General features: G+C 68.7%; 24 protein-coding genes, 1 tRNA gene and 1 pseudogene. 7 read left to right on the top strand and 19 right to left on the bottom strand.

The genetic code is table 11. The annotated features are described in order from the left end of the window. Positions 1-7 precede the first annotated feature (7 nt). The 6 genes from VGR06_RS29185 to VGR06_RS29160 all read right to left on the bottom strand — a co-directional run bounded on the left by VGR06_RS29185 (position 8) and on the right by VGR06_RS29160 (position 6949). Positions 8-1333, bottom strand: a complete 1326-nt coding sequence (locus tag VGR06_RS29185; protein WP_327562363.1) for a hypothetical protein — start codon at positions 1331-1333, stop codon at positions 8-10. Next, on the bottom strand, positions 1330-2433 hold the full coding sequence (locus VGR06_RS29180) for a zinc-binding dehydrogenase (protein ID WP_327562362.1): 1104 nt from the start codon (positions 2431-2433) through the stop codon (positions 1330-1332). The genes VGR06_RS29185 and VGR06_RS29180 overlap by 4 nt, the downstream gene beginning before the upstream one ends. Further along, positions 2403-3479 carry a Gfo/Idh/MocA family oxidoreductase gene (locus VGR06_RS29175; RefSeq protein WP_327562361.1) on the bottom strand — a complete coding sequence of 359 codons (1077 nt, stop codon included), beginning with the start codon at positions 3477-3479 and terminating at the stop codon, positions 2403-2405. Before VGR06_RS29175 ends, VGR06_RS29180 begins: the two co-directional genes overlap by 31 nt. Next, entirely contained in the window at positions 3479-5023 is a 1545-nt protein-coding gene (locus tag VGR06_RS29170) for a xylulokinase (RefSeq protein ID WP_327562360.1), read from the bottom strand. Before VGR06_RS29170 ends, VGR06_RS29175 begins: the two co-directional genes overlap by 1 nt. Then, positions 5020-5919, bottom strand: coding sequence for an SIS domain-containing protein (locus tag VGR06_RS29165; protein WP_327562359.1), 900 nt, complete (start codon positions 5917-5919; stop codon positions 5020-5022). The genes VGR06_RS29170 and VGR06_RS29165 overlap by 4 nt, the downstream gene beginning before the upstream one ends. Before the next feature lie 64 nt (positions 5920-5983). Then, positions 5984-6949, bottom strand: coding sequence for a hypothetical protein (locus VGR06_RS29160; protein WP_327562358.1), 966 nt, complete (start codon positions 6947-6949; stop codon positions 5984-5986). A gap of 204 nt (positions 6950-7153) precedes the next feature. Here VGR06_RS29160 and VGR06_RS29155 point away from each other — a divergent pair, with 204 nt between their 5' ends. The 5 genes from VGR06_RS29155 to VGR06_RS29135 all read left to right on the top strand — a co-directional run bounded on the left by VGR06_RS29155 (position 7154) and on the right by VGR06_RS29135 (position 12599). Continuing rightward, the gene (locus tag VGR06_RS29155; protein ID WP_327562357.1) at positions 7154-8161 is read left to right on the top strand and encodes a hypothetical protein; all 1008 of its coding nucleotides are present in this window, start codon (positions 7154-7156) and stop codon (positions 8159-8161) included. Between the two features lie 173 nt (positions 8162-8334). After that, positions 8335-8607 carry a VOC family protein gene (locus tag VGR06_RS29150; protein ID WP_327562356.1) on the top strand — a complete coding sequence of 91 codons (273 nt, stop codon included), beginning with the start codon at positions 8335-8337 and terminating at the stop codon, positions 8605-8607. Further along, positions 8604-9563, top strand: a complete 960-nt coding sequence (locus VGR06_RS29145; RefSeq protein WP_327562355.1) for an aldo/keto reductase — start codon at positions 8604-8606, stop codon at positions 9561-9563. The genes VGR06_RS29150 and VGR06_RS29145 overlap by 4 nt, the downstream gene beginning before the upstream one ends. A gap of 53 nt (positions 9564-9616) precedes the next feature. Next, complete coding sequence (locus tag VGR06_RS29140; RefSeq protein WP_327562354.1) at positions 9617-11047, top strand: GH1 family beta-glucosidase; 1431 nt, start codon at positions 9617-9619, stop codon at positions 11045-11047. Positions 11048-11504: 457 nt separating this feature from the next. Beyond that, positions 11505-12599 carry a LacI family DNA-binding transcriptional regulator gene (locus VGR06_RS29135; RefSeq protein WP_327562353.1) on the top strand — a complete coding sequence of 365 codons (1095 nt, stop codon included), beginning with the start codon at positions 11505-11507 and terminating at the stop codon, positions 12597-12599. Positions 12600-12745: 146 nt separating this feature from the next. Here VGR06_RS29135 and VGR06_RS29130 read toward each other — a convergent pair whose 3' ends face one another. Genes VGR06_RS29130 through VGR06_RS29120 form a run of 3 tightly spaced genes read right to left on the bottom strand, consistent with a single transcriptional unit; the run spans position 12746 to position 16000 of the window. Next, positions 12746-13501: a carbohydrate ABC transporter permease gene (locus VGR06_RS29130; protein ID WP_327562352.1), complete on the bottom strand. Its 756-nt coding sequence runs from the start codon at positions 13499-13501 to the stop codon at positions 12746-12748. 36 nt (positions 13502-13537) lie between these two features. After that, positions 13538-14590, bottom strand: coding sequence for a sugar ABC transporter permease (locus VGR06_RS29125; RefSeq protein WP_327562351.1), 1053 nt, complete (start codon positions 14588-14590; stop codon positions 13538-13540). A 33-nt stretch (positions 14591-14623) separates the two neighbouring features. Next, positions 14624-16000, bottom strand: coding sequence for an ABC transporter substrate-binding protein (locus tag VGR06_RS29120; protein ID WP_327562350.1), 1377 nt, complete (start codon positions 15998-16000; stop codon positions 14624-14626). Positions 16001-16516: 516 nt separating this feature from the next. Between VGR06_RS29120 and VGR06_RS29115 the strand changes: the two genes are divergently transcribed. Further along, on the top strand, positions 16517-16951 hold the full coding sequence (locus tag VGR06_RS29115) for a RidA family protein (protein WP_327562349.1): 435 nt from the start codon (positions 16517-16519) through the stop codon (positions 16949-16951). Positions 16952-17179: 228 nt separating this feature from the next. Here VGR06_RS29115 and VGR06_RS29110 read toward each other — a convergent pair whose 3' ends face one another. Next, positions 17180-17599, bottom strand: a complete 420-nt coding sequence (locus tag VGR06_RS29110) for a DoxX family protein (protein WP_327562348.1) — start codon at positions 17597-17599, stop codon at positions 17180-17182. Positions 17600-17964: 365 nt separating this feature from the next. Between VGR06_RS29110 and VGR06_RS29105 the strand changes: the two genes are divergently transcribed. Next, on the top strand, positions 17965-18501 hold the full coding sequence (locus VGR06_RS29105) for a hypothetical protein (protein WP_327562347.1): 537 nt from the start codon (positions 17965-17967) through the stop codon (positions 18499-18501). Between the two features lie 64 nt (positions 18502-18565). Here VGR06_RS29105 and VGR06_RS29100 read toward each other — a convergent pair. From VGR06_RS29100 to VGR06_RS29060, 9 genes and pseudogenes are all read right to left on the bottom strand, one after another. Next, a tRNA-Arg gene (locus VGR06_RS29100) sits at positions 18566-18638 on the bottom strand. A gap of 112 nt (positions 18639-18750) precedes the next feature. Continuing rightward, positions 18751-19461, bottom strand: a complete 711-nt coding sequence (locus VGR06_RS29095) for a type II CAAX prenyl endopeptidase Rce1 family protein (RefSeq protein WP_327562402.1) — start codon at positions 19459-19461, stop codon at positions 18751-18753. 92 nt (positions 19462-19553) lie between these two features. Next, complete coding sequence (locus VGR06_RS29090) at positions 19554-20009, bottom strand: hypothetical protein (RefSeq protein ID WP_327562346.1); 456 nt, start codon at positions 20007-20009, stop codon at positions 19554-19556. A 334-nt stretch (positions 20010-20343) separates the two neighbouring features. Beyond that, a pseudogene (locus tag VGR06_RS29085) lies at positions 20344-20729 on the bottom strand (VOC family protein). Then, positions 20698-20937, bottom strand: a complete 240-nt coding sequence (locus VGR06_RS29080; protein ID WP_327562345.1) for a hypothetical protein — start codon at positions 20935-20937, stop codon at positions 20698-20700. Before VGR06_RS29080 ends, VGR06_RS29085 begins: the two are co-directional and overlap by 32 nt. 128 nt (positions 20938-21065) lie before the next feature. Continuing rightward, positions 21066-24449, bottom strand: coding sequence for an ATP-binding protein (locus tag VGR06_RS29075; protein ID WP_327562344.1), 3384 nt, complete (start codon positions 24447-24449; stop codon positions 21066-21068). A 433-nt stretch (positions 24450-24882) separates the two neighbouring features. Further along, complete coding sequence (locus tag VGR06_RS29070; protein WP_327562343.1) at positions 24883-25122, bottom strand: hypothetical protein; 240 nt, start codon at positions 25120-25122, stop codon at positions 24883-24885. Between the two features lie 142 nt (positions 25123-25264). After that, the gene (locus VGR06_RS29065; protein ID WP_327562342.1) at positions 25265-25471 is read right to left on the bottom strand and encodes a hypothetical protein; all 207 of its coding nucleotides are present in this window, start codon (positions 25469-25471) and stop codon (positions 25265-25267) included. A 3-nt stretch (positions 25472-25474) separates the two neighbouring features. Then, entirely contained in the window at positions 25475-25963 is a 489-nt protein-coding gene (locus tag VGR06_RS29060; protein ID WP_327562341.1) for a VOC family protein, read from the bottom strand. Positions 25964-26231: the final 268 nt, after the last annotated feature.

The following is a 26231-nucleotide window of genomic DNA, read 5'->3' as shown; positions in this document are numbered from 1 at the left end:
GCCAGTGTCAGAGGTGTTCGACGGTGAGCCCCAGCACGCTGGCCATCAGTTCGATGCGCCGAGACAGGGCGCCAGGGGCTAGGACGGCGTGGTGGGAGGGCAGCTTCTCGACGAAGCGGTAACCGTCCCGGATGCGCAGCACACCGCCGTTGAGGCAGTCGGAGTTCTCATACTGCACGTAGCGCGATAGCACGGCCGGGGTCACCACGAGCGTGCGCATGTCGCTGGCGACCTTGACGATCGTGGTGGGGCCTTCGGGCAGCCGCGCGTCGATGGCGTGCGCGTTCTCGTCGATGATCTTGAGGACGGGTGGGCGCACCGTCCACTCCGTCGCGCAGGACTGGGGGACCTCGCCGAGATAGCCGCAGTGCGCTACGAGAATGTGGTTCTCCGGCTCGTCGACCTCGGGAAAGGCGGGGATACCTTCGTGCTTGAGGGCAGCCTGGCCCATCAAGAACGGGTACAGGTTCGTCATCATGACCGGCGCCTGCAGCGACCTGTGGACCAGCGTCTCGGTGAGCATGGAGGTGAGGTCTGCCTCGCACCCCCACAGCAGGCCCCGTTCCTCGAAGAGCAGGTTCCACGCCAGGCAGGGGGTTGTCGGCGAGGTTGCCGACTCGTTCAGACAGTTGATCCCGGCGGCGATGACCTCGCCGGCCTCGTCGAGCTCGTCCCGGAGCGCGAGGTACAGACGCAGCGCGTCCGCCCGCGCGCTCGGCCGGAGGCCGACGATCGGCACGGTGTCGGCGATGCGGGCCCACTCAGCGTCGACCCGGGCGTCGGGGACAGCGGCGGCCCGGGCCGCCAACTCGCGGAAGCTGCGCCGTTCGATGGCGACGCCGAACGCCTCCTGCATGTCCCGTACGCACTCGTCCTCCCACCAGTAGAAGCGCTTGAAGATGTCCGGCTGCATCCCGGCTCCCAGGTCATCCTGGTAGGCCAGCATGGTGGACCGGGCTAGCGCCTCTTTGGTGGCCAAGGTCCGGCAGACGTCCTCACACTCCTGCAATGACGTCGGCGCGATGGTGGCGATGCCCCGACGGCGCAGGTGGTCGCGAATTTCCCAGTCCCACATGGACACGGTTCCGAACTCGGAGGTGATCAGCAGGATCGGGCGGTCGATCCGGCGGAAGGCATCGACCATGCGGTACGCCCGGCCACTCAGGTCGGGCACAACCACCGCACTCGTGTCGTCGGGCACCGGGGCGTCGATGCGGGCAGGATCCATCCAGTCCACCAGCTCGCCGGTCATCCGCCGCAAGTGAGCCAGCTGGACGGTGAACGATTCGGCCGGCCGATCTTCGAGGTGGACGGGGAGCAGTCGGGGCTTCATCGGGCCGCTTCCTTCGCTGTCGAGGGCTTGACCACGACCTTTAGAGTCGCGGCGTCCCGAACCTTGGCAATGGCCTGCGGGAGGTCTGGCAGGCCGATACGGTCGGAGATCATCCAGTCCAGCTCGATCCGCCCGTGGCCCACCAGCTCGGCCGCGCGTCGGCAGTCGTCGAGCGTCGACGCGGTCGTTCCGGCCACAGTGAGCTCCTTGTAGTGGATCGCGTTGGTGTCCAGTTCCACCGTGGGGCGGCTGCGTGGCAAGCCGCCGAAGAACAGGACCCGGCCGGTGGGTGCCGCGAGGCGCACGGCCGCGGTCTGCAGCGCGTGCACCGGCGCGGCGGTGATCACCACGTCCACGCCGGCCCCGTCGGTCGCCTCGGCAACGGCCGCGTCAAGGTCACCGCTGCCGGGGTCGACCACGACCGCGGCGCCGGCCGTGCGTGCCGCCGCGCGGCGCTCCGGGGACGGCTCCGAGCAGATCACGAGCGATGCGCCGCGCACCCTGGCGAGGGCGATGTGCAGCAGGCCCACGGGACCTCCACCGCCGACGAGGACGGTATCGCCCGAGCCGACGTTGATCTTGTCCTGTCCGCGGAGCACGCACGCCAGCGGCTCGATGAGGACCGCCGCGTCGGTACCGGACGACGCGTCGTCGAGGCGGATCAGGTTGCCTCGGGTGACCGCCCTGGCCGGCACCACGACGTGCTCGGCGAACCCTCCGTCGAGGGTGATGCCGATACCCTCGGTCGTGGCGCACAGGTTCTCGTTGCCACGCGCGCACTGCCCGCACAGGCCGCAGCCGATGTTGGGTGCGATGAACACCAAGTCGCCTCGTGCCAGCCCCGGCGGCATAGTGTCGGCCTGGGCCACGCGGCCGACGATCTCGTGACCGGGCACCCGTCCGATGCCGTTCGCGTAGGCGGAGTGTTCCCCCTCATAAATACGTACGTCCGTACCACACACGCCGGCTGTTACCACCGAGACGCGTACGTCGCCGGGGCGCAGCGGGCGATCGGGGACGTCCGTGACGGCGAGGTCCCGGGGACCGCGGTAGACGATGGCCCGCACGGTCAGGCCTCCGACCGTGCGGCGGCCTGCCACGACGGGACGAAGGCCGGCGAGGTGACCTCGGTCAGGGACACAGTGCGTTCCTCGAGCATGGACAGCGTGCCGGCCAGCACCAGCGCCACGGCGCGGGTGCCGTCCTCCGCGCCGACCCGAACCGGTGCGCCGTCGGTCGCGGCCACGAACTCGGCCATCTCCCGGACGTAGGCCTCGGCGAACCGGTCGCGCCAGGACGCGAACACCGGCGCGCAGCGCCGGGCTTCTCCGGCGGAGATGCTGACCAGCCCAGCCGGCCCCGCCTCCCCGACCTGCACCATGCCGCCGGTGCAGGTCACCTCGACCCGCGCGTCGTATCCGTAGTCGGCGGGGCACACCCCGGCGATGCTGGCCAGGGCCCCGGATTCGAAGGCGATCGTAGCCAGCATCGTGTCATAGAAGTGCTCCGTCGAAACCCCGCGCGCGGCGCCCTTGAAATTGGCCACGCGCACGTGGATGTCCACCGGCGCAGAATCGGCGAACCAGCCGACGGTGTCGAGGTCGTGGCTGTTCACCTCCGCGAGCATGCCGTTGGAGGTGCGGATGTCGTTGGCCCACGGCGGGGGTAGGCCGGGACCGTGTGTCAGCGACTTGATGATGACGGGGGCGCCGATGGCGCCGCCGCGCAGCAGTTCAGCGGCCTGGATGAAGTCGTGGTCGAACCGGCGCATGAAGCCCACCTGCAAGGCCGCACCGGCTCGCTCGGCGGAAGCTTTGATTTCCGCGCACTCTCGCAGGTTCATCGCCATCGGCTTCTCGAGATGGACGTGGAGCCCCGCGTCGAGCGCCCGGACTGCGAGCGGATGGTGGGTGAAGGTCGGGGTGGTGATGACCACGCCGTCGAAGTCGCCGCCCTCGAGCGCCTCGTCCAGCGATGAGCACACGACGGAAACGTCGTAGTCGCCTGCCAATTCCTCGGCGGTCCGCCGATCGGGGTCGACGATCGCCGCGACCTCAGCGCGGTGCCCGACACGTTCGGTGATGTTGCGGGTGTGCAGCCGGCCGACGCGGCCCGCCCCCACCATGCAGAGTCGCTTCTTCCTCATCAGGGCCTCTCCCCGATCTCGTCGGACCGGACGGTTTCCGATTGATGGCCCTCGACCAGACGGTCCGACCACCGGTGGTAGCGGGCGTAGGCGGCGCGGTAGGCGGGCCGGTTCGCGGCGTCCGGCGTCGCCACGGGTCCCGAAACGGAGGGGTCGAGCGGCGGAAGGTCGTGCCCGAGTGCCGCCATGGCGACCAGCGCGGCGCCGCGCGTGCCGGACTCGACGCCGGCGACGGGGCGGTAGAGGGTCGAGAGGACATCGGCCTTGATCTGGTTCCACACCCGGCTGCGGCTGCCGCCGCCCGTGCCGACGACCTCCTCGATCGACGACCCCGGTACGAGGACCTGCGCGATGTCCGCGTATCGGCGGTATTCGAACGCGATCGACTCCAGGATGGCGCGCGCGAGGTGGGCACGGTGGTGAATCGGAGACAGCCCGACGACGGCGCCGCGCAGGGCGGGTGCGACCGGCGCGATGCGTCCGGAGAAGTGGGGCGACACTATGAGGCCGTCGCTGCCGGGGGCAACCTCGGCCGCCGCGGTCGCCAACTCCGCGTAACCGGCGTCCCCGAGCGCGGCGTGGCCGAAGATCTCACGGCAGATCCACTCGATGACCTGCCCGGCCCCTCCCACGTACGCCAGCGAGTACCAGCGCCCCGGCAGTGCGGCGCGCATCGTCATCAGGGTGCCGTGGTTGGTGTCGGGCGCAAACGTCGGCAGACAGACGCCGAACACGGCGGCCGTCCCGGCGATGTCGAACGCCTGGCCAGCCGCGGTCACACCGGCACCGAGCGCGCTGGCGGCCGTGTCCCCGCAACCGGCGGCGACCGGTGTCCCGGCGAGCAGGCCGAAGTCGGGCGCCGTCTGGGCGCTGAGCTCCCCGACGATGCTCGTGCTCTCCACGATTGTGGGCAGCAGGTCGGGGTCGATGCCCACGGCGTGGCCGAGGGCCTCGTCCCATCGGCCCCGACCCACGTCCGCGACGGAGGTGAAGTGCAGGTAGGAGGGGTCGATGAAAGCCTTTTTGCCCGACAGGCCGGCGGCGCGCCCGGCCACGTACCCGGCAGCGGTCACGAAGGCCGCCGCGTCGGCGCATACCTTCGGGTGGTGGCGGTGCCACCACACCATCTTGGGTCCGACGCTGATGGTGGGGGCGCACCCGGCGACGGCAGTGATGCGGGGGCCCAGGGTCGCAGAGAGTTCGTCGACCACCGGGGCGCATCGCGTGTCCAACCACGAGTCGTACGGGGCGAGCGGCCGATGCTTGGCGTCGACAATGCCGACTCCCGCCATCTGCCCGGCCACGGCAATGGCCCCGATCCGCTCGGCGGCGAAACGCGATCCGCTCAGACACTGCCGCGTCGCGTCAGCGGCGGCGCGGTAGAGGTCGTCGAGGTCCTGCTCGGCGCGTCCGGAGCTCCGCTGCTGCAACGCGACGGGGCGGCTGGCGGTGGCTTGCATCACGCCGTCGATTGTGAGAACGCCTGCCTTGACCACGCTCGTGCCTACATCGATACCCAGCACAGCGTCGGGGCGGGCGGTCATAGCTGTCTTCCGTTGGACGATGGCTGGGGATGATGATCTCGTTCGCTGCTGCCCCGGAAGGACGACAAGTCCTCCTTCATCTGTCCCAGCCGCTCCAGATGCTCGGGACCACGGCGCACGGCGACCGCGGTCGCGAGGACGTCGATCAGCACCAGGCCCGCCAGGCGGCTGATCGTCGGCGTGTAGATGTCGGTGTCCTCGAAGGTCCGCAGCACTACACCGACGTGGGCCATCTCGAGCAGCGGACCCCGGCCGCCCGTGACGCCGATGATCTTCGCCCCGCGCCGCTTCCCCTGAGCGGCGATGTCGAGGATGGAGGTGGTGCGTCCGGTGTTGGAAATGGCGACGAGCACGCTGCCGGGACGGCACATCGACGCGGACATGAACTGCTGGTGTAGATCTACCGGCGCGGCGCATGGCACACCGAAGAGCACCGCCTGCTGCAAGGCGTCCTGCGCGATGATGCCCGAGGCGCCCAGCCCGACGAACAGCACGTCGCGTGCCCCCAGCAGCAGGTCGACGGCCGCTGCCACCGCGTCGGCGTCCAGGGATCGGCGGGTGCGGTCCAGGCTGCTCAGCGTATGGTCGAAGATCTTCGCTGCAACCGCCTCGACGGGGTCCTCGAGCCGGATCGCCGAGTGCGTCACGGGAATCCCGATGGCCAGGGCCTCGGCGAGGGCGTACTTGAACGACTGGAAGCCGTCGAAGCCGAGGCCGTTGCAGAAGCGCATCACCGTCGGCTCGCTGACCCCGGCGGCGCCGGCCACGGCGGCCATGCTCAGCCGCATCGCCCGAGCCGGGTCCTGTAGCACCAGCTCGGCGACCTTGCGTTCCGAGGGCCGTAGCTGCTCGAGCCCTCGGGTCAACCTCTCCATCAGGGGGGTGTCCGTCGTCATCTCGCTTCTTCCAGGCCGGCCTCGGTGAGGGAGCGTGGTGTGACGAGGATCCGCCCGCCCGTACTCATCGACGTGCCGCCGTCGCGATGCGGTTCAGCGCCTCGAACCGCGGCCCGGAGGTGGGGATGTCGACGTCGAAAACGTCGGCGATGACCTGCATCCACCCGTGCAGGAAGTACACCCAGCCGTCCTCGGTCCGCACATGGCCGGCCGCGCGCGCCTGGTCAAGGAACTTGAGGTCGCCGCGGTAGTTCAAGTCCCAGGCGACGGCCGACCTCGGAAAGCGGGCGGCGTCGGTCAGTGGCGATCCGGGAGCGTCCTTGCCCAATCCGGTCGCGTTGACGACCAGCGAGCGCGGCGCCAGCCCGGCCAGGACGAGGTCGTTGTCCGTTGGTCCGGGGGTGTGGACGCACTCCACCGTAATGTCCGTGCCGAGCTGGGCGTGCACCTGCCGGATCGTCTCCAGCCGCCGCGGGCTGCGGTTGGACACCACGATGCGCGACGGGCGGTCCGGTCCGTGCTGCGGGCGGGCAAGGTACCAGCTAATGGCTATCGACGATCCTCCGGCACCCATCAGAAACGCTTCGGCATCGGTGGCGCGCCAGTATCCCGGCGGCAGGAACGCCTTAATCGCCAGGCCGGAGGAGACGGGGTCCTTGGCGGAGCAGAGGAGCTGGCCGCCGCGCTTGGACAGGCAACTGGTCTCCCTCATCAGGCGCGCCAGCGGGTCGACCTCGTCGAACATGTCGCCGCACGCCTCATAGAGGTCGATCTTGTGGGTGGTCACCAGCGCGCCCCTGCTCAGCGGGTCGCGGGCCAGAAAGTCAACCACGCGCCGGTAGCTGTCTCGGGGTGCGTGCACCGGCAGGTCGATGCCGACCAGCCGCACGTCGCCCAGGCCGAGCTCGCCGGCCCAGAGCGGGAAGACGGTCCGGATGGACGAGCTACCGGTGGTCACCCCGATGAAGTACAGCGTCGGAATGGTGGCCCGGCCTGGCAGATCGACGAACGCGTGGCCCGGCCTGTTCATCGCGCCTCCACCGCGCCCACAGTGGTCATCGATTCTGCTTCTCTCAAAGAGGGCCCGATGTAGCGAAACTACGCGGCCTGGTCAGGACGGTCAACCACGTCGCCGCCCGAGTAGAGCTCGAGCAGGGCCATCGCCCGAGCTCTAGGATGAGGAAATGTAGTGGCACTACTCGTAGGCGTCCAGGTCGAAAGGAGTCGCGTCGCGATGTCCGCCCCCGAACCCTGCGCGGATGCTGACGACAAGGCGGTCCGTACCGTGCTCGGGGACCGCCCAGCCAACGAACTGGGCCGATGCGATTACCACGAGCACCTGTTCCAGGTCTCACCGCTGCTCAGCGGAGAAGAACTGGACGACGAAGAGGCCAGCGGCCGCGAGGCCGCCGCGCTGCGCCGGGCAGGGATCGACTCGATGGTCGAGGCCACCCCGACAGGACTCGGTCGCAACCCCGCCGCGGTCGCGCGGGTCAGTGCCGCCACCGGGCTGACCGTGGTGCACGTCAGCGGGGCTCATCGGCAGGAGCACTACGCCGCCGGACACTGGATCCTGGACTGCGACACGGCAGAACTCACCGCGCGCTTCGCGGCGGACGTTCGCGACGGGCTGCCGGCCCGGGACAGCGCCGAGCGGGGTGCGCCGGCCGTCGGCCCGACGGGAGCTCCGGTACGGGCTGGGATCCTCAAGGCGGGGATCGGTTACTGGCGGATCAGCGCGTTCGAACGTCGGGTCGTCGCCGCCGTCGCCGCCGCGGCCGGCGAAACGGGGGTGCCGGTGATGGTGCACCTCGAGCACGGGTCCGCAGCGTGGGAGGTGCTGGCGGCCCTGGCGGAGGACGGGCTGAGCGCCGACCGGGTCATCCTCGCGCACGCTGACCGCAACCTCGATCCGGAGCTGCACGCCGAGCTTACGCTGGCCGGCAGCTGCCTAGGCTACGACGGCATGGCACGCCACCGGGAGGCGCCCGACTCGGCCATCCTCGACTGCCTGCAAGCCGTGATCGCCCGAGGGGACCCCGGCCGGGTGCTGCTCGGCGGCGATGTCGCCCGGCGCAGCAGGTACCAGGCATACGGCGGGATGCCGGGATTGGCGTACCTACCCGCCCGTTTCCTGCCCCGGGTCCGCGAGCGCCTCGGCGACGAGCTGACCAACCGGCTGATGGTGGCGAACCCGAGGCAGATCCTGTCGCTTCGGGCGCCGGTCGCGAAGGTTCCATAGCCACGTCGCCCGCGACTGTTCCGGGGTCGCTCACAGTAAGCCGTTCGTCTCGTTCTTCCCATCATCGCCGTGTACGTTCGGATGCAGCGCCGCTTCGTCGCTGGCATGACGCTCGGCGCGGTCGAGGACTGACCCGCCGAGCGGCGCAGCAGACACCCACCAAGGAGGCGCCCGTGCCACCGGGGTTCCAGTTCGTCGAAATCGGTAGCAGCGACATTGACCGCTCCCTGGACTTTTACCAGTCGATGCTCGATCTCACTCCGTTCGATCACGTGCCGTGGCCGCCACATGAGCGGGTGCACTGGCTGGCGGCCAGCCCCGTCTTCGAGCGGGAACGGACGGCAGCGCAACGGCGCCCGAAGGAGGCGGCGCCGATCTTCCACCACGTGGCCCCGACGGTGTCCGATCTGGACGGGGTCCCGCTGCAGGCGGTCACCGCCCGATGAGCGCGCCGACCGGCGCCCTGTCCAGGCGCCCGCTGGGTCGCACCGGTCTGCAGGTGACACCGGTGTGCGTGGGCGGCGGCCCGCTCGGCAGCATGCCCGAGAACTTCGGTTACGACGTCCCAGCGGAACGTGGCATCGCCACCGCCAGGCGAGTCCTTGACGGGCCCATCAACTTCCTCGACACCGCCGCCGGGTACAGCGACGGCGAGAGCGAGCGCCGGATCGGGGCCGCGTTGGCCGAGGCCGGTGGCCTCCCACCGGGATTCGTGCTCGCCACCAAGGTCGATCGGGACGCAAGCACCGGGGACTTCTCCGGGGACCAGGTCCGCCGCTCCGCCGAGGGCAGTCTCGCCCGCCTCGGTCTCGACACGATCCAGCTGCTGTACCTGCACGATCCGGAGCACATCTCCTTCGACGAGGGCATGGCACCCGGAGGCCCGGTGGAGGCGCTGCTCAAGCTGAGAGACGAGGGCGTCGCGCAGCACATCGGCGTCGCTGGCGGTCCGGTGGCGCTCATGTCCCAGTACCTGAAAACGGGGGCGTTCGAGGCGCTGATCACGCACAACCGGTGGACGCTCGTCGACCGATCCGCCGGGGATCTGATCGACGAGGCGGTGGACCTGGGGATCGGCGTGGTCAACGGCGCGCCGTTCGGCGGTGGCATCCTCGCTAAGGGCAGCGCGACATGCACCGACTACGCGTACCACTCGGCCCATCCGGAGATCCTCCAGCGGGTCCGGGCGATGGAGGCGGCATGCCGGGACCATGACGTGCCGATCGCGGCGGCGGCCCTGCAGTTCTCCACCCGGGATCCACGCATCACCTCGACGATCGTGGGAATTTCCCGTCCGGAACGCGTCGACGAAACCCTCCGGCTGGCCGAGTGGACCATTCCCGATGCGCTGTGGGACGCCCTCGGGCCCCTGGCAGCTCCGTCCGAGCTGTGGCAGTGGTAGCGGAGCGAGGCCGAACGTGCGGCGGGGCGCCTTAGGAAAAGGAAGGACGAGAGATGAGCAGCGAGGGCATGACTGCCGCGCCGGGTCCCGGTTCGGTGGGCGACGTGCTGCGCTTTCCGGACGGGTTCGCCTGGGGCGCGGCCACTGCCAGCTACCAGATCGAAGGTGCGGTGCATGAGGGCGGGCGCAGCCCGTCGATCTGGGACACGTTCGCCCACACGCCCGGCAAGGTGCAGAACGGCGACACCGGCGACGTCGCCGACGACCACTATCACCGTTACCGCGAAGACGTGGGACTCCTCGCCGACCTCGGTGTCACCCACTACCGCTTCTCGCTGGCCTGGCCACGACTGCAGCCCGGCGGACGCGGCGGCCTCAACCACGACGGAGTCGACTTCTACAGCCGACTCGTCGACGAGCTCCTTGGCCGTGGGATCCAGCCCTGGGTCACGCTCTACCACTGGGACCTGCCGCAGGTGCTCGAGGACTCCGGCGGCTGGCCGGTGCGCGACACCGCCGAGCGGTTCGCCGAATACGCCGCCGCGGTTCACGACCGGCTGAGTGACCGCATCCGCCACTGGACCACCCTGAACGAGCCGTGGTGCTCGGCCTTCCTCGGCTACGCCAACGGCCACCACGCCCCCGGACGGACGGAGCCCGGCGCGGCGCTCGCGGCGGCGCACCACCTGATGCTCGGACACGGGCTGGCCGTACAAGCGATGCGCAGCCAGGACGCCTCCAGCACGCTCGGCATCACCCTGAACCTGTACCCTGTCGATCCGGCCAGTGATGCCCCCGCAGACGCCGACGCAGCCCGACGCGTGGACGCCGTCAGCAACCGGATCTTCCTCGACCCGCTGCTGCGCGGCCGGTACCCCGAGGACCTGCGCCGGGACGTGGCCGAGATCAGCAACATGGCGTTCGTCGCCGGCGGCGACGAGAAGGTTATCAACGCTCCCCTGGACGTGCTCGGCGTCAACTACTACACCCGCCACGTGGTCCGCGCCTCCGGGGCCCGGCAGCCGACCTCGACGCGGGCGTCGGCCTGGGTTGGCAGCGCCGACGTGCAGTCGGTCGACCGCGGTCTGCCAAAGACCGAGATGGGGTGGGAAATCGACCCCCAGGGTCTCTACGACGTCCTCGAACGGGTCCAACGCGAGTACGGACCGATCCCGCTCTACATCACCGAGAACGGTGCCGCCTTCGCCGACGAGCTTGGGCCCGACGGCACCGTCGCCGACCCGCAACGGGTGGCCTACCTCGACGACCACTTCCGGGTCGCCCGCCGGGCCATCGACGACGGCATCGACCTTCGCGGCTACTTCGTCTGGACTCTGATCGACAACTTCGAATGGGCGTGGGGCTTCTCAAAGCGGTTCGGCTTGGTCTACGTCGACTACGAGACCCAGCGGCGCATCCCCAAGGACAGCGCCCGTTGGTTCGCCGGCGTCACCCGCCGCAACGGCCTTGCCACGGCGGTGTAATCGTTTCCACTCAGCCCATCCGGATTGGGACAGATCTAGAGCTGCATCCCTCGCAGTTGAGAAAGCGACCCAGAGAACGGTTGCCGTGCAAGGCTTACGGCAAGCCGATGCGGTACAGCCGCGCTACCGGCCGGTGACACCCCGCCCCGGCCCACCCGAAGAAGTCCGATGAATCGCGTCAGCGGTGTAAACGATGACAGAACGACGTTCCGGCGGTAGTGTCGTGGATGGATACCGCTCGGCATCTGTCTACACCTGACGCCGACGAGCTGGCCGAGACCGACCGGCACGCCGTCGATAGGCGACATCGACCTGTGGGCCCGAGTCGACGGCGATCTGAGCAGGCCCGGCTGCGATGCGACACGCTGCGACGCGAGGGTGGGACACGACGGTCGGTGAGTGAGAGGGTGATGTCGCCGGTGGGACGCCGATCGTCGCCGCCCATGATGGGCGCCCGATGACCACGATCTTTGACGTCGCGCGCCGCGCGGGAGTCTCCACCGCGACGGTCTCCCGGGTGCTCAACGGGACGGCGGAGGTGACCGCCGAGCTCGCGGCCAAGGTGCGGGCAGCTTCGCAGGAGACCGGCTACGAACCCAACCGGGTGGCCCGCCGACTGCGGACGCAGCGCAGCAGCGTCTGGTCGGTCATAATCTCCGACATCCGCAACCCGTTCTTCACCGAGCTCATCCCAGGGGTAGAGGAGGTCGCGTTCAGCCGCGGTAACTCGGTCATCCTCTGCCACGCCGGCGAGGACCTCGCGCGTGAGGCCACCTACCTGCGGCTCGCCGCGGCCGAGGCAGTCGCCGGCGTCATCCTGAGCCCCGCGTCGCCGGTGCAGACGGACGTGCAGCCGGTGCTTAGCCGCGGCATCCCGGTCGTCACCGTGGACCGGCGGCTGAGCGACGTCGCGCTCGACCACGTGTTGGTGGACAACATACACGGCGCCCAGCAGGCGACAGCCCATCTCATCTCCGTCGGATGCCGGCGCCTGGCCTGCGTCTGCGGGCCGCTCGAAACGACCACCGGCGCCGACCGGTACGCGGGCTATCAGCGCGCGCTGCTGGCGGCCGGGCGCGCCGCCGAGGCGCGCGAGGTGGAAGTCGGGGATTTCCGCGAGGAGGGCGGCTACCTAGCCACTCAGAAACTGCTCGCCCGCCGGGAAATGCCCGATGGCATCTTCGTGAGCAACAACATGATGGCACTGGGCGCGCTGCGGGCGCTCGATGACGCCGGGCTGAGCGTGCCGGCTGATGTCGCGGTCGTCGGCTTCGACGATCCCGTCTGGGCGCCGCTGTTGAAGCCGTCGCTGACCGCGGTCGCGCAGCCGAACTACGATATCGGCCAGGAGGCGGCGCGGCTGCTGCTCAGCCGCATCGAGGGCTACACCGGGGCGGCTCGCGAGGTGGTGCTCGCCCCGACTCTGCGGACGCGCGACAGTACCCGGCGGACGGCGTTGAATCCCGTGAAGCCGGCTGAGGCGGCGGACCCCGTCGCGGTCCCGCGGCTCCGCGGCGACGGCAGCCGGCGCAGGGCAGCTCGGCCGCGCTGAGCGCCGCCAGTGAGCACAGTCGAGCGCCACCGCCTTGTCGAGCGCCGCCAGCACGTCTTCGTGCGTGGTCGCCGCGTTTGGGGTCCGTGACGACTACGCGACCGGCCGACCACAATCGCCTGGGCGCCGCACCCGTTCGATGACTGTCACTTGATCGCCCCTGCTGCCATGCCGCGCTCGAAGTGCCGTTGGAGGGCGATGTAGGCGATGATTTCGGGCAGCGCGGCCAGGACCGCCCCGGCCAAGATCTTTGTCTGATCGTCCGTGTACTGGGTCTTGAACGAGTTGGGCAGCTGGGTGACCACCATGTGCCCTTCCGACTGGCCCAGCAGCACCAGCGGCAGCAGGTACGCGTTCCAGGAGTTGATGAGCACCAGCACAATGATGGCCACTGCCATGGGCTTCGCCAGCGGCACCAGCACGTTCCAGAACTGCCGCCAGGTCCCCGCCCCGTCGATCCGGGCGGCCTCGAACAGCGCATCGGGGACGCCGTCCACGTAGCTTCGGGTGAGCAGGACGGTGAAGGGTATCTGCAGGGCCACCAACGGGATGATCACTGCCCAGTAGGTCCCGGCCGTGCCGGACTCGGACGCCAGGATCACCAGCGGCGTCAGCAGAACGACCTCCGGCATCGTCAGAGCACCCATCATCAGCCAGAAGTAGACCTCCTTATTGCGGATGCGGAGCTTGGAGAAGCCGAACGAGGCCGTCATCGTCAGTATGTAGACGAGGGCGATCGTCGCGAGCGAGATAATGATCGAGTTCCGGAAGTACAGCCAGAAGCCGTTGAGCCTTATAACGCTCAGGTAATTGGCCCATCCAGAGCCCTGCAGTGAGCCGTGGACCATCGTGAACAACGGTATGACGAAGGGAATCACCAGGACGGCCGTGATGACCGTCAACCCGATCCGGGCCCGTCGGTTTCGTGTCTCGAACATCTAGCCCCGCCTCCCCTTGATGTCCGGGACCGCCCTGCGTTCACGGGCCGTCACGCTCATGATGATGGAAACCCCCAAGGCCAGGACGAGCAGCAAGATCGACAGGGTGGCCGCGTAACCGTAGTGGCGCGAGACACCGAAGAGCTCGGCGTAGATGTAGGTCCCCAGGAACTCTGAGGAGTGCGCCGGACCGCCCGCGGTGATGAGGTACGGGTAGTCGAACAGCTTCAGCGCGGTGATCGCGTTGAGGATGGCCAGCGCCAGGATGGTGGCTTTCATGTTAGGCACCACGATCGAGACAAGCGCGCGGATGTTGCCCGCGCCGTCGATCCGCGCCGCCTCCAGCAGGTCGGGATCGATCTGACCCATCGCCGCGTAGAAAAGGATGAACGCCATGCCGATCGAGCTCCAGATCTGCACCGCGATGATCACCCACAATGACGTGGCCGGTTGAATCCAGTTAGGGGTGACGTTTTCCATCCCGAGGTGCGTCAGCAACCAGGAGACCCATCCGGTCCAAGCGCGGTTACCGAGCTCATTGACGTGGATGAGTCCCAGGTGTTGCAGGATCCAGTTGATCGGTCCGTCCACCGCGAACACCCGCCGGTGGACCGGCGCCATGATGGCCGGCGCGATCACGACCGGCACGAAGATGAGCACCTTGAAGATCGTTGCCCCATACACCCTCGAGTGGAGCAGCGCCGCGAAGAGGATCCCCATGACGCACTGGACCACGAACGCTGCGATGAAGAAGACCAGCGTGTGCTCCAGGCTCGTCCAGAACAATGGGCTGTGGAAGGCCCTGACGTACGAGTCGAAACCTTCGATCGTCTCGGGACGGTTAGGCCGCCAGTTCCACGGGAGCAACGAGATGTATCCCGAGTAACCGATGCAGAAGTAGATCAGGCCAACACACAGCACGAACGCCGGGAGGATCCACCGCAATCCGGGGGGCGTCCGCTGGTGGCGCCTGCGCGAGGCGCCACCACCGAATCTCGCCCGGCGGCCTGGAGCCGGAGGCTTGCTGGGTGCCGCTGTCACCGGCGTTGCCATGGCAACCGTCCCCTTCGTTGACCGGTGTCGGCGTCACTCCTCCGGCACGTCGACCGAGGCGGCCTCGGCCTGCTTGGCGATCTGCGCCGAGCTCTTGGACCGGTCAGCCAGAGCTTGCTGGACCGCGATCACCTGAGCGTTACCCGTCTCCGCCGCGATGTACAGATTGCGGGACTCCTGCACGGCCGCCGCATCTGCGAACAGCTTCTTGAAGGCCGGGATCTGGATGTCGGGCGACACCAGGCCGAGGTTGTTCCAATCGGCCTGCACACCCTTCAACGCGGGCACCAGGTCGATCGCGTTGGCAACGATCTGCTGACCCTCCTTGGTAGCGGACAGCCAGGTGATGAACGTCTTCGCGGCCTCGGGGTTCTTGGCCTTTTCATTGATGGCGAGGCCGTAGTCCGCCTCACCCACGTACTGCGGCACGATGCCCTTACCGACGAGGTCTGGGCTCACCATGGGCATCATGGTGAACGGCTTCGGGTTGCTCACACCGGCACCCTGCATCGAGGCCGTCATGGACGCCTTGGCGGCGTACTGCGCGTACCAGGTGCCCATCTGCACGATCGCAGCCTTCTGCGACAAGAAATTGTTGTTGGCCTCCGGGTACTGCTTGATCGACGTCGCGTCCTGGCCGATGATCCCGTCGTCCTGCATTCGACGCATGATGTCGATCGACTGCGTGAAGACCGGGTCATTCCAGCTGGCCTTGCCGTGCAGCGCCCGCAGGTAGTACGTCGGATCGATCGAGTTCATGATCGTTCGCAGCAGCTCGGTCGAGAACGTATCGGTCGAGTTGGTGCCCATGGTGAAGCACTGCACACGGGCCTTCGCGAACTTGTCGCAGGCGGCCTTGAGATCGGCATAGGTCTTCAGCTCGGTCGGCACGCCGTTAGCGTCGAACAAGTTCTTGTCGATCCAGAAGAAGCCGGCCGCCACGCCGCCCAGAGGCAGGGCCACCACCTTGTCCTCGAAGGTCAGCTGGTCGACATATCCCGGTGCGAACTGGTCCTTCCAGGCGTCGCCGAGGGCCGCTTTGCCAACCGGGGCCAGGTCCATGGCGTAGTCGCCCCAGAGCTGCTTGCCGCCCACATTGCCACCCGCGGACACGTCGAAGATATCGGGACCGGCGCCAGTCTGGAACGCGGTAGACATGGTGGGGGCGTAGTCGGCGTTCTCGTAGTTGGTGTACTTGATCGTGATGTTGGGGTAGACCTTGTTGAACTGGGCGATGTAGCGCTGCGCCACCGGGGTGTCCGGCGTCCATCCCCACCAGGTGACGGTGCCCGAGGCTTTCGCGCCGGCCGACGGACCGGTTGAATTCTCGTTCTGGCTGTCGCCGCCGCTACAGGCAGCCACGGCCATCACCATGCTGCTTGCTGCCATCAACGCGATTGCCGGGCGCATGATCCTTATCATCGTGGTCCCTTCCGCTACTGCGGTCTAACGATCACAGCCGATTTACAGTCCCTCGAGGACTGCAAATTGAGCCAGGCGAACGAACTCCTCTACCCAAGCCCCGCGGTGCGTCGGGCGGATCGAGTGCCTGCAATAGCTGGAGTGTGTAATCGTTTACTTCACGACCTAAGGATCTCAAACTAGCAGCGGGCGCGGTGGTCGTCCAGGACTTCGGACGGGGCCTGTCAGGACTTCTGCATGAGGTGATCTAGGGGTCCGTTATGTCAAGTAGAAGTCGAGGCGGTCGGGGGTAGGCCAGGGCTAGGGCGTCGAGGGCTTTCCGCCAGCCGGGAACGACAATTCTTATTCGGTGGGCTGCGGACGCACTTGCCCCCTGATGGTGGACACCTGAGACGATCACACGGCACGATTGACTATCCTCACCGCCGCTTCACCGCCCGTACCACCATCGGGGATCGGGCCTTCCGACCCGCGTCCATTCCTCCACACCAATCAGGGGGAGCAGTGGCTGACAACACGTTCGTCAAGAACAACTACAGTCATAACAAGGGGTGGGCAAAGGACATCTTCTCTGACGTCGCTGTGATCGAGGGGAACGCAAAGCTGCTGTTCCTGTCCGGCGTCGGCGCTGAGAACCCCGACGCCACCGATCCAGCCACCGTGGAGATCCTGGGCGGAGTGGACTTTGCCGAGCAAACGCGAATCGCGTTCGCGAAGATCAAGTCTTTGCTCGCCGCCCATGGCGCGACGATGCACGACATCGTGCGGATGACCGCCTACGTGACTGAGCCGGCGGACATCTGGACGTACTTCCAGATTCAGGGTGAGGCACTCGAGGGCGCTCCGCGCCCGCCTCACACGTTCCTGCGGGTCGCGGGGCTGGCGGTTCCGGAAATGCTGGTTGAGGTCGAGGTCACCGCCGCCATTCCCGCGGGATGACGGGTCTTGGCGTGTAACCGGGCTTATGGTGTGGTCCGGTCGCCCAGAGTGGCTGTGTCCCCAGTTCGGGCGAGGTGCGCAGCCGGCAGATCGCCGCTTCCGCCTCGGCGGGCACCCGCTGCGGCTGGCGATGCGACCGGTACGACCGGTCGGCCGCCCGGACAGGCCGCCCTGTTGATGGCGGCGCACCTGCGGCCGCTCGGGTTGACCCCTCCGGCGGCAGACAGATCAGCGGATGTGAAAGAGCGGACCGGTGATAGTCAGGCCGAGGTCGTCACCGGTGAAGGAGAAGAACGCGAACAGCATCAGCGACGCACCGGCCAGCGCGATGTCCTTGCTGAACTGAGTCGTCTCGTTCATGCGCGCCTGCGGGTCGCGCTCCCTCCAGAAGCCGTGCATCAACACCGCGGTCGGCACGAGGAAGACGACCAGCAGCAGCGCTCCGAGATCGGCCCACACGCCGAGCAGCACGCTCAGCGAGCCGGCCAGCAGGAGGACTCCGCCGCCCAGGACGGCCGCCATGGGAGCGGGTACACCCTTGGACGCCGCGTAGCCCGCCATCATCTGCCTTTTGGCGAAGTGGGCGACGCCGGAGGTGAGGAACAGGTACGCGAAAAGGATACGTCCGACGAGGACGATGATGTCCATCACAGCCTCCCAGCCAAGATTCGTTGCTGCGTGAAGCACATCTTGGGCCCGTGCGGTGTCGCTGTCTACCGCTCGACGGCGCGTCGGGAGCCGCGCGCTCGGTCTGTGTCTGCGACGCGGGACGGCCAGACCAAGCAGAACAGCTGAGCAGTGACTCCCGGCGCAGCGGTATCCCGGTATCGCAGCACACCTGCGCGCATGCGGACCATCCTCGGAAGCCTTCCATGGCTTGCTCGCCACGGTGACCGACGCGGCAAACGGGACGGCCGAACACCGGGACCAGGGCATCACTACTCCGAGAGCCATCGCGCGACCGTCGGCATTGGACTCTCTCCGCGTGTCCGGGTGGCTGTACGGTCATCGACATGGCTGACGCTGTCGTGATTCCCGGCGGGGCGTTTGGGCCGGCCGCGGGGTTGCTCATGTATGTCGGGGAGTTGGTTGAGCGGCGGGGCGCGAGGGTGCACAGGCACTCGTGGTCGCACGACCCGCCGATGGAGTTCGGTCCGCGGCTTGAGGGCTGGGTGCGGGATGAAGTCTGGCCCCTTCTCGAGACGGCTGGTGATCGTCCGTTGCTGATCGGTAAGTCGCTCGGCACGCTCACCGCGGCGCTTGCCGCCGAGAATTCCCTGCCGGCGGTGTGGCTCACGCCGCTGCTGACTGCGCCGTGGGCGGCCGCGGCGTTCGACGCAGCGAGCGCTCCGTTCCTGCTCGTGGGCGGCACGGCCGACAGACTGTGGGATGGTCGGCTCGCCCGCCGGCTTACCCCATATCTGTTGGAGGTCGACGGCGCTGACCACGGGATGTATGTGCCGGGCCCGCTGACCGACTCGATCGCGGTGCTGGCTCGGGTGATCGCAGCCGTAGAGGAATTTCTCGACGCAATCCGCTGGCCAGGTTGAACCTCAGTCTGACCCAGGGGGTAGCCGGTGCCGACCTGCGTAGGTGTCTCGTTCTCGTCCATTGCCAACGTGGCGGGCTTCGCCCCCGCGCCCTCCGGGTCCGCAGCCCGGTGCTCTGCTGACTGAGCTACACGCTGTCGCCACCGGGCAGATATCCTACCGAGAGATGGCATTCCGGTTGAGTCACAGGATGATCACCTTCGTGGCGGCGCCGAGGATACAAGCCGGCGGCGGTTCTGCATATGGTCCTCATCCGACCAGGTTGAGGGCCACAGCAACAGCCGAGCCGCCGTTGAAGACCCACCTTGCCACCATGATCGGGAGCAGCCGCCGCCCGAACGCGTAGTACAGCGCGGTCCAGGCGGCCAGGAATGGCAGCACCGACACCACGCGGTAGCCGGCGAAGACGAGGTCGATGCCGCCGTCTTCGGTCAGCAGCGGGGCGAAGGCGTGCTCGGCTGCCCAGATGATGACCACGGCCGTGGCGGCCAGCCAGGACCGGCCGATACGCCGTTCTAGCCAGGGCAAGAGGATTCCCAGGTACGCGACGGGTTCAGCCAGCTCGGTGAGCACCGGTACGACCAGGACGCCGAATACGCTGGCCCATGTCGGGACATCCACTACGGCGAACATCGGCAAGGTAGCGTCACCGTAGAAAGCTTTGTTGATCTCGGCACCGCAGGCAACTGCCGGCACTGTCGCCGCCAGGACGCCGAGCGCGCCGAGCGCGACCTGCCAGGCCGCCGCCGGTGGCCCGAGCAGGCTGCGGTATGAGATGCCCTGGCGACGGACCAACCAGTAGATGACACCGAGGGTGCCCAGGTCGACGACCACGGCGTAGATCATCCACCATGCGGCCGCCGCGTTGAGAGCGTGACCCGCCACGGTCGCGCCGCTGAGGATCAGAAGGCCGGCCACCACCAGTTGCACCCCGACCCAGAGGCCGATCCGGGTGGGCACCAGCAACGGAGCGCCCCGCAACGTCGCGGGCGCTGCCTGGAGGCCGGCGAGCGCGTTCCCCGACGGCTGCATGGCGGGCGGCGTTGCCGGGGTCACGGCCGGCCCTCCGCGTCTGTCGCGGACCGGGCGGCGCGCCGCGCCTGGTGCTGCTGCCACCAGACCCGAGTCTCGTAGAGCGAGGTGACTGCCAGCACCGTCACGAACGTCACCAGCACGACGAAGGCCAGCCAGCCAACGACCGGCCAGTCGTACCCGTCGAGGATCATCGCCGGCGGCTCCACCGCGTACGGGCCGAAGTGGACGGCACTGACGAAGACGGCGCCGCCGCCGGAGACCAGCGCCCAGAAGCCGGGCCCCACCCGGCCGGCGCGGTACAGCAGCAGGCCGGTGATGATGATCGGGTAGATGATCAGGCTCAGGGTGAACGCGTTGACCTCGCCGGTCAGTGGCCAGCCGACCGCATTGTGGCGGATGACGTGGTCCAGGTGGTGCGCGAGCGACAACGCCGCGGCCAGGAAGGTCAGCCGGTACACGATCCGGTGTTGCATTCGTCCTCCTCCCGGGTTGCTGGGATGGCGGTCCGTCGTGGGGTGTCAGGTGGGTGGTCGTCGCTCTGGCGACCCGGCCGCGATTGCTACACCCAGGGCGTGCAATCCAGGTGAACCGTTGTTCAAGGGCACCTGCCCGACCTATGACATCCGGGTAAAGGTCATGTCCATCCACGGCTGTCACGCGGCACCGTCGTCCCAGCGCTCCCACTTTTGGCCGTCATGCCGCTACCGTCGAGACGCACGGTCCGACATCGTCCCTCCTTCCGTTCTGATGGCTGACGGTAATCGCCGGTGCGGGACGCGCACCCGTAGCCCGTGGCGGTTGCGCTGTTCAGTCCTGGTGGAGGTCGAGCAGGTTGCCGCAGGTGTCGTCGAAGACCGCATCGGTGCCGCCGTGGGGCATCTTTGTAGATTCCATGACGAACACGACGCCCTTGGCCTTGAGCCGTTCGGCTTCACTCTGGCAGTCCGCGGTGCGCAGCGATAGCACCGGCCGCCCGATCTGGCGGCGGGCCGCCTGGAAGGCCCGCGCGGGCTCGTCGGCGAGGTGCATTGCCAACCCACCCCGTCCGGCTCCTCCGGGGAGACCATGCTCAACCAGCGTTCGGAAGGACCGTAGGGGGCGCTGGTCTTGATCTGGAAGCCGAGGACGTCGGTGTAGAACCGCTCGGCATGGTCCTGGTCGTCAACGTAGATCGTCGTCAATCCGATTCGCATCGCGCATCCTCTCCCCGGTTGTTGGGTCAGCCCTTGCATCGGCCCGCTTCGCCGTGCTCGGATCTCCGCCAGGGGGCCCCGCGGCGACCAACTCGGAAACCACCCTGAGCAGCTCCAGCCACCCGTCGAAGTGCAGCGGCTCGCCACCCTCGATCGCCGCGGTCCCCTCCAGCGGTTGGCGGCCCTCGATCCAGACGTGGATCAGCATGGCCGCCACCTCCCGAGAACGCCTCCACCGCGCACCACGGCTCCTCCCTCGAGAGATCCGTCGTCCGCTCCTGGGGGCGTTCAATCGGGGTGCACGCTTGTTCAGGCCGCGTGCGGTTTGGGCCCGGGTCAGCGGTCCCAGGTGATCGGCGCGCGCGGATCAGGACCGTACGAGCAGTAGCGGCCGGTCCGGATCGTCGCGGCCAGATGCCGCCCCAGGGACGGGTTGTCGCGGGCCAGATTGGCCATCGCCGCCCGGATCGCCCTGGACACATTCAGCCGAGCCCGTTCGGCGTGGGAGGCCGCCCGGCGGTCGCGGCCGCCCAATCCCACCGCGCGGGCCAGCTCCGCCACCAGGAAGTCGAGCTCCGCTCGTGCCTTGGCGGCGCGGGCGGGGTCGTGGAAGGCCTCGGCCTCCTCCAGCTCCGCGCGGAGCTCCCTCACCCGGGTCTGGTAGGCGGCTTTGGCGGTGGCGTCCAGCAGGACGCCCGCATCACCCAGGTCCGGGCGGACCGCCAACTCGCGCTCGCGACTCCCGGCCCCTGACGCATGGGACGCCGCCGGCGGTGGCTGGTTGCCGGCAGTCTCCAGGTCGATGGCGTGGAACTCCCGGCCGGGATTGGCCAGCAACCGGGCCAGGTGGCGCAGCCCCTTGGCGTCCCGCAGGCGTACCACCGAGCCGTCGTAGACGACGGTCCAGTACTCGCCTTCGCGGCGAAACACGTTCCTGGGGAGCGCGGGCGGCGCGATCCCGGCCGCCGTTGGCCCCGCCGGCACCATCCCGTCGGCGCGGGTGGCTTGGAGCGTCCGGATCCCATCCGCCACGGCGGCCATCCGCAGGGTGCCGGCGGTGGCAAGCGCCTGATCCAGAAGTCCCAGCGCCCGATTCCGGTCCGCGGTCTCGCCCCCGGCCAGCAGCATGCGGGCGTACTCGTAGCGCGTACGAGCCAGCAACGGTCCGGCCTCGAGCCGGTCATGGGCCCGGATCGCGGTCTGGAAGTGGTCGGCGGCCGCCGTCCACTGTGCCGTCACGGTGGCCAGCAGGCCCAGGTAGAACGACACCGACCCGTAGCACGCGACCGGCTGGGGTGCCGTGAAGGCAACGACGTGCTCCGTGTAGGGAGCCAGGAGCGGGTACAGGCCGCCGGCGGCTTCCGGCTCGTTCAGGTGCGCGGACAGCACCGACGCCAGTGCCATCGCCGGCAGCCAGATGCCGTCTCGAGGTCGCCGGGGAAGCTGTTCGGCCAGCCATCGCAGCCCCCTGCGCGCATCATCGCTGCGACCAAGCTCGGCGTCGGCGAGCGACAGCCATGCCCTTGCGAACGCGGCCCGGGGAAACTGGTCCACGACCGTCCGCAAAATGTCCCGCAGCTCCGGCAGGCGCCCCTGCTCCCACCGCAGCAGCGCCACCTGGACCAGGTGCGTGAACACCACGTTGGGTCGCCCCGGATGCGCGGCCAAAGCCTCGTCGGCCAGCCGCTCGGCGTCCTCAAAGGAGCCATACAGCAGCGCTCGCAGCGCCCGCATCGTCGTCGCTGACCATCGGTCGATGGCCGCGGGCAGCTCCTCGGCCAGCCGGGCGTGGGCCGCGATGTCGGCCTGGAGCGCCTGAGCATCGCCCGATTCGAGCGAGCTGGCCGCCCGGTAGGCGTAACCACCCATCTCCAGCTCGCGGTCGCCGGTCTCCCGTGCCTGCCGCAGGATCTCTGCTGCCAGCGCGGTACGTTCATCCAGCCCGTCCGGACCCCACACCGCCATCCACCTGGCATCGACCGCGGTGCGCAGCGCTACCGGGTCGGCGAGCCGGCGGGCCATGTCGATCGCCTGCCCGCTGAGCGACTCGGTGCGCCGCGGCTCGTCGGAGAACGTGAGCTCCAGGGACAGACGGCCCAGCAGCCGCGCGCGAAGCGCCGAATCGTGAGGGCTCAGGCCATCGAGGGCCTCCTGCAGTAGCGCGACGAGCTCGCGGTTGACCAGGCCGCCCTCGACCTGCCGCTCGCCGAACCCGAGCGCGGCGCGGGCCAGCTGCTCCGGTGCGCCGAGCCGCCTGCTGATCTCGGCAGCCTGCAGGCAGCTCTGCTTGGCCTGCTGATAGTTGCCCGCTCGGGACTGGGCAGCGCCCAGCCGCAGCAGCAACTCGCAGCGGGCAGGCTCGTCCGGGCCGGCGAGCCGCAGCGCCTGCAGGGCCCGCTGGTACTCGGCGGCCGCCTCCTCGTAGGCGTACATACCCATGGCCCGGTCGCCGGCCCGGCGGGCATACGTCAGCGCCTTGCCGGCCTCCCCGCCGGCGGTCGCGACCTCGGCGAAGTGGCGGGCCAGTTCGGCGACGTGGGCCTGCGACCCGGTGCCGTACTGGCGCTCGATCGCCTCACCAACCCGCCAGTGCAGCTGGGTTCGGGCCGGGATCGGCAGCCGCTCGTACAGCACCTCTCGCATGAGGGAGTGCGAGAAGCGGTACCTGCCGGCGGCGCCTTCCTCCTCGGCTATGACGCCGAGGGCCGCCGCCTCCGACAACCCGCCGAGGACGCGCTCGACCGGCAGCTCGCAGGCCGGGCCAACCAGCGCCAGGTCGAACTCCCGGCCCACCACCGCGGCCGCGGACAGCACCTGGACCGCGTCGGGAGGCAGCGGCGTCAGCCGAAGCCCGATCACCGCCCGCACGCTGTCGGGGATCGGCACCCCGCCCCGGCCGGGACGCTGCAGGGTGGCCTCGACGGCCAGCAGGCGTACGATCTCGCGGACGAACAGCGGGTTACCCTCCGTTCGCTCGTGGACGGCGGCCACTTGCGCCGGCGAAGGCACCACTCCCGAGTGAATCTCGATGAGGTCTTTCACGTCGTCGCGGCCCAGCCCTCGAAGGTTGATGAGCTGCCCTTCGCGTACCAGCCGCCCCATCGCATCGCCGGTGCCCGATCGCGCCGCCTCGACGTCGCGGAAGGTCCCCACGACCAGCAGCCGGACGCCGCGCAACTGCCGCGCCAGGAACTCCAGCAACAACCGGGAGGGTTCGTCGGCCGCATGCAGATCGTCGAAGACCAGCAGCATCGGCTGCGCCGACGCCGCACGCCTGAAGAGGCCGGTGACCGCCTCGAACAGGTAGAAGCGCGCCGCGTCGGGCTCGCGCGAGGCAACCTCCGGGACCGCGGTTGTCCCCAAGCGTCCGGCGAGGCCCGGGACCAGTTGAGCGACATGGGCCGTCCCCGCACCCAGCCAGGAGGCGATGGTCTGATCGTCGTGGTCCTCGGCGAGCGCACCGATCACCTGGCCCCACGGCCAGAACGGCGGTGCGCCCCCACCCTCCCAGCATCGACCCCGGTAGACACAGATCCCCTGCGCGCTCGCGCGCCACGCCAGGTGCTCGACGAGCCAGGTCTTACCGATCCCAGGCTCGCCCACGATCAGAAACAGTCGTCCCCGGCCGTCGATCGCGTCTTCCAGGCCGGCCAGAAGTTCCGCGACTTCCCGGTCGCGACCTACGAAGGAACGCGCTGAACGCGGGGCGGGACCCCCCATCGCAGCCATCGTGCCAGTCAGCGTAGCGCCAGCCGCGCACGCCCAGGAACCCCTGGTCAACCGGCTTCGAATGACGGGATCCTAGGGTGCCTGCGGCGGAGTCGGGAACCTGGGCGTCGTGTCGCGGAGCGGGTCGAGGGTGTGCCGCTGCACCGGCACCGGCGCGGTCCGGTATGCCGCGCATAGCTTGGGCCCTGCTGGAGTCGGCGGTGGCCATCGCGGACCTCCTCGGGTTTGGTGGGTGACGGGTCGCCCTGTGCGGGCGGGGTTCGGGCAGGACCCGGAGGCGATGACGCTAGGCGCAGACGGGCAGCGGCACGGACCTGTCTGTTGGCCGGGGGCGTTCATCGCGAGGGACCGCTGTTCAACCGGGCAGCAACCAGCGCAGCGCGCCAGCCGCGCAATGCCCGCGCCGGCGGGAAGGATCCGGGAGCTAGCCGCCGCCGACCGGTCCGGCAGCGTCATCGGCAGCGGCTAGGAGCCGACGGGCCGTGGCTTCATCGGAGGGGGCAACCAGCACGCGAACGCCCTGCCTTTGCAGCTGCGGCTCCTGTCCTCCGACATCGTCTGCCGCGAAGGCTGCCCTCAAGCCGTTACTGCGCAGCATGCCGACGATCAGTTCCGCCTCGATGCGGCTGTCAACGATCGCCACAGGCACGGGCGCGCCGTCCACGATCTCAACTCCTCTGCTCCGTTACTGCTTTGGGCGGCTCGGCGTACCCGTGGAGCCGGGCCAGGACCGCTCCAGCTCGTCGGCGACGGTGAGCCGAAACGACTCGCCGTCCAAGCCGACCTCCGAGCGACCAGTGCCGGCGTCAAGCGGATGGGACGACAATGTGCTTGACCTCTGCCATGTAACGCCCGGCGGCCGCGGCGGCCTCGTCCGGGGTGCTCCCGGCTTCACGCGCGTGCATGTACGCCGCGTACCAGTCCCACCAGTCGTGCGGTGGGGCGACCGCCTCAAAGGAGCCGTGATGCAGGGACGTCTCATGTAGGAGCTCGGCAAGAGCTGCAACGTCCATCAGTCACACCCGCCCCGGGAGCCGCTCCGTAATCTCCTGCAGCAGCCAGCGGTTGCCGTCGGGATCGGTGAACGATGCCCAGCTGCGGTACGAGCGGCGTTCTGGGTCCGGGCCGGGCTCGCGTCCCTCGGTTCCCAGACCTCGTCCGTGCCAGACCTCGCTGACGTCCGCGCCGTTCTTGATCAACTCGTCTCGGGCGGCGTTGATGTCCTCGACGATCAGAAACATGTCCTGCATTGAGCCGGGCGCCATCGTCGACGTTCCCGTCCCGAACTGGATCGAGGCCGGCGAGCCCGGTGGGGTGAACTGCACCACCCGGAAGTGCTCGTCGATCGGGAAGTCGGCGTCAAGACGCCATCCGAGGCGCTGGTAGAAGGACTTGGCGCGGTCGACGTCGGCGACCGGCAACACCGTGACCTCGTAGCGCATCGGGACGGCTGTGCGGCCGGACGCCTCTGCCGCGGTCTCAGCGCCCTGTTGCGAACTGCTCATGGGGACCTCCGTTGAGTTGGGTCGTCCCAGATTGGTCGTTCACCGCGCCGAGGCTACGCCGTTGGGCCGGGGTGGCGGGAGGGTCTGACGTCGGGCTGGCCGGATTTCCATCGCAGCGTCAGGTCAGGTCGAGAATCTTCACCAGATCCCGAAGGTCCGTGATCGTGTAGTCGGGCATGCAGTCGAAATGGGTCTTTCTTCCCTGATCGGAATCGAACATCACGGTCCACATACCGGCCTCGCGTGCTCCGAAGATGTCGCGGTACAT

The organism is Actinophytocola sp. (assembly GCF_036002505.1).
Taxonomy (GTDB): Bacteria; Actinomycetota; Actinomycetes; order Mycobacteriales; family Pseudonocardiaceae; genus DASYTH01.
This window is presented reverse-complemented; position numbering and strand designations above follow the sequence as displayed.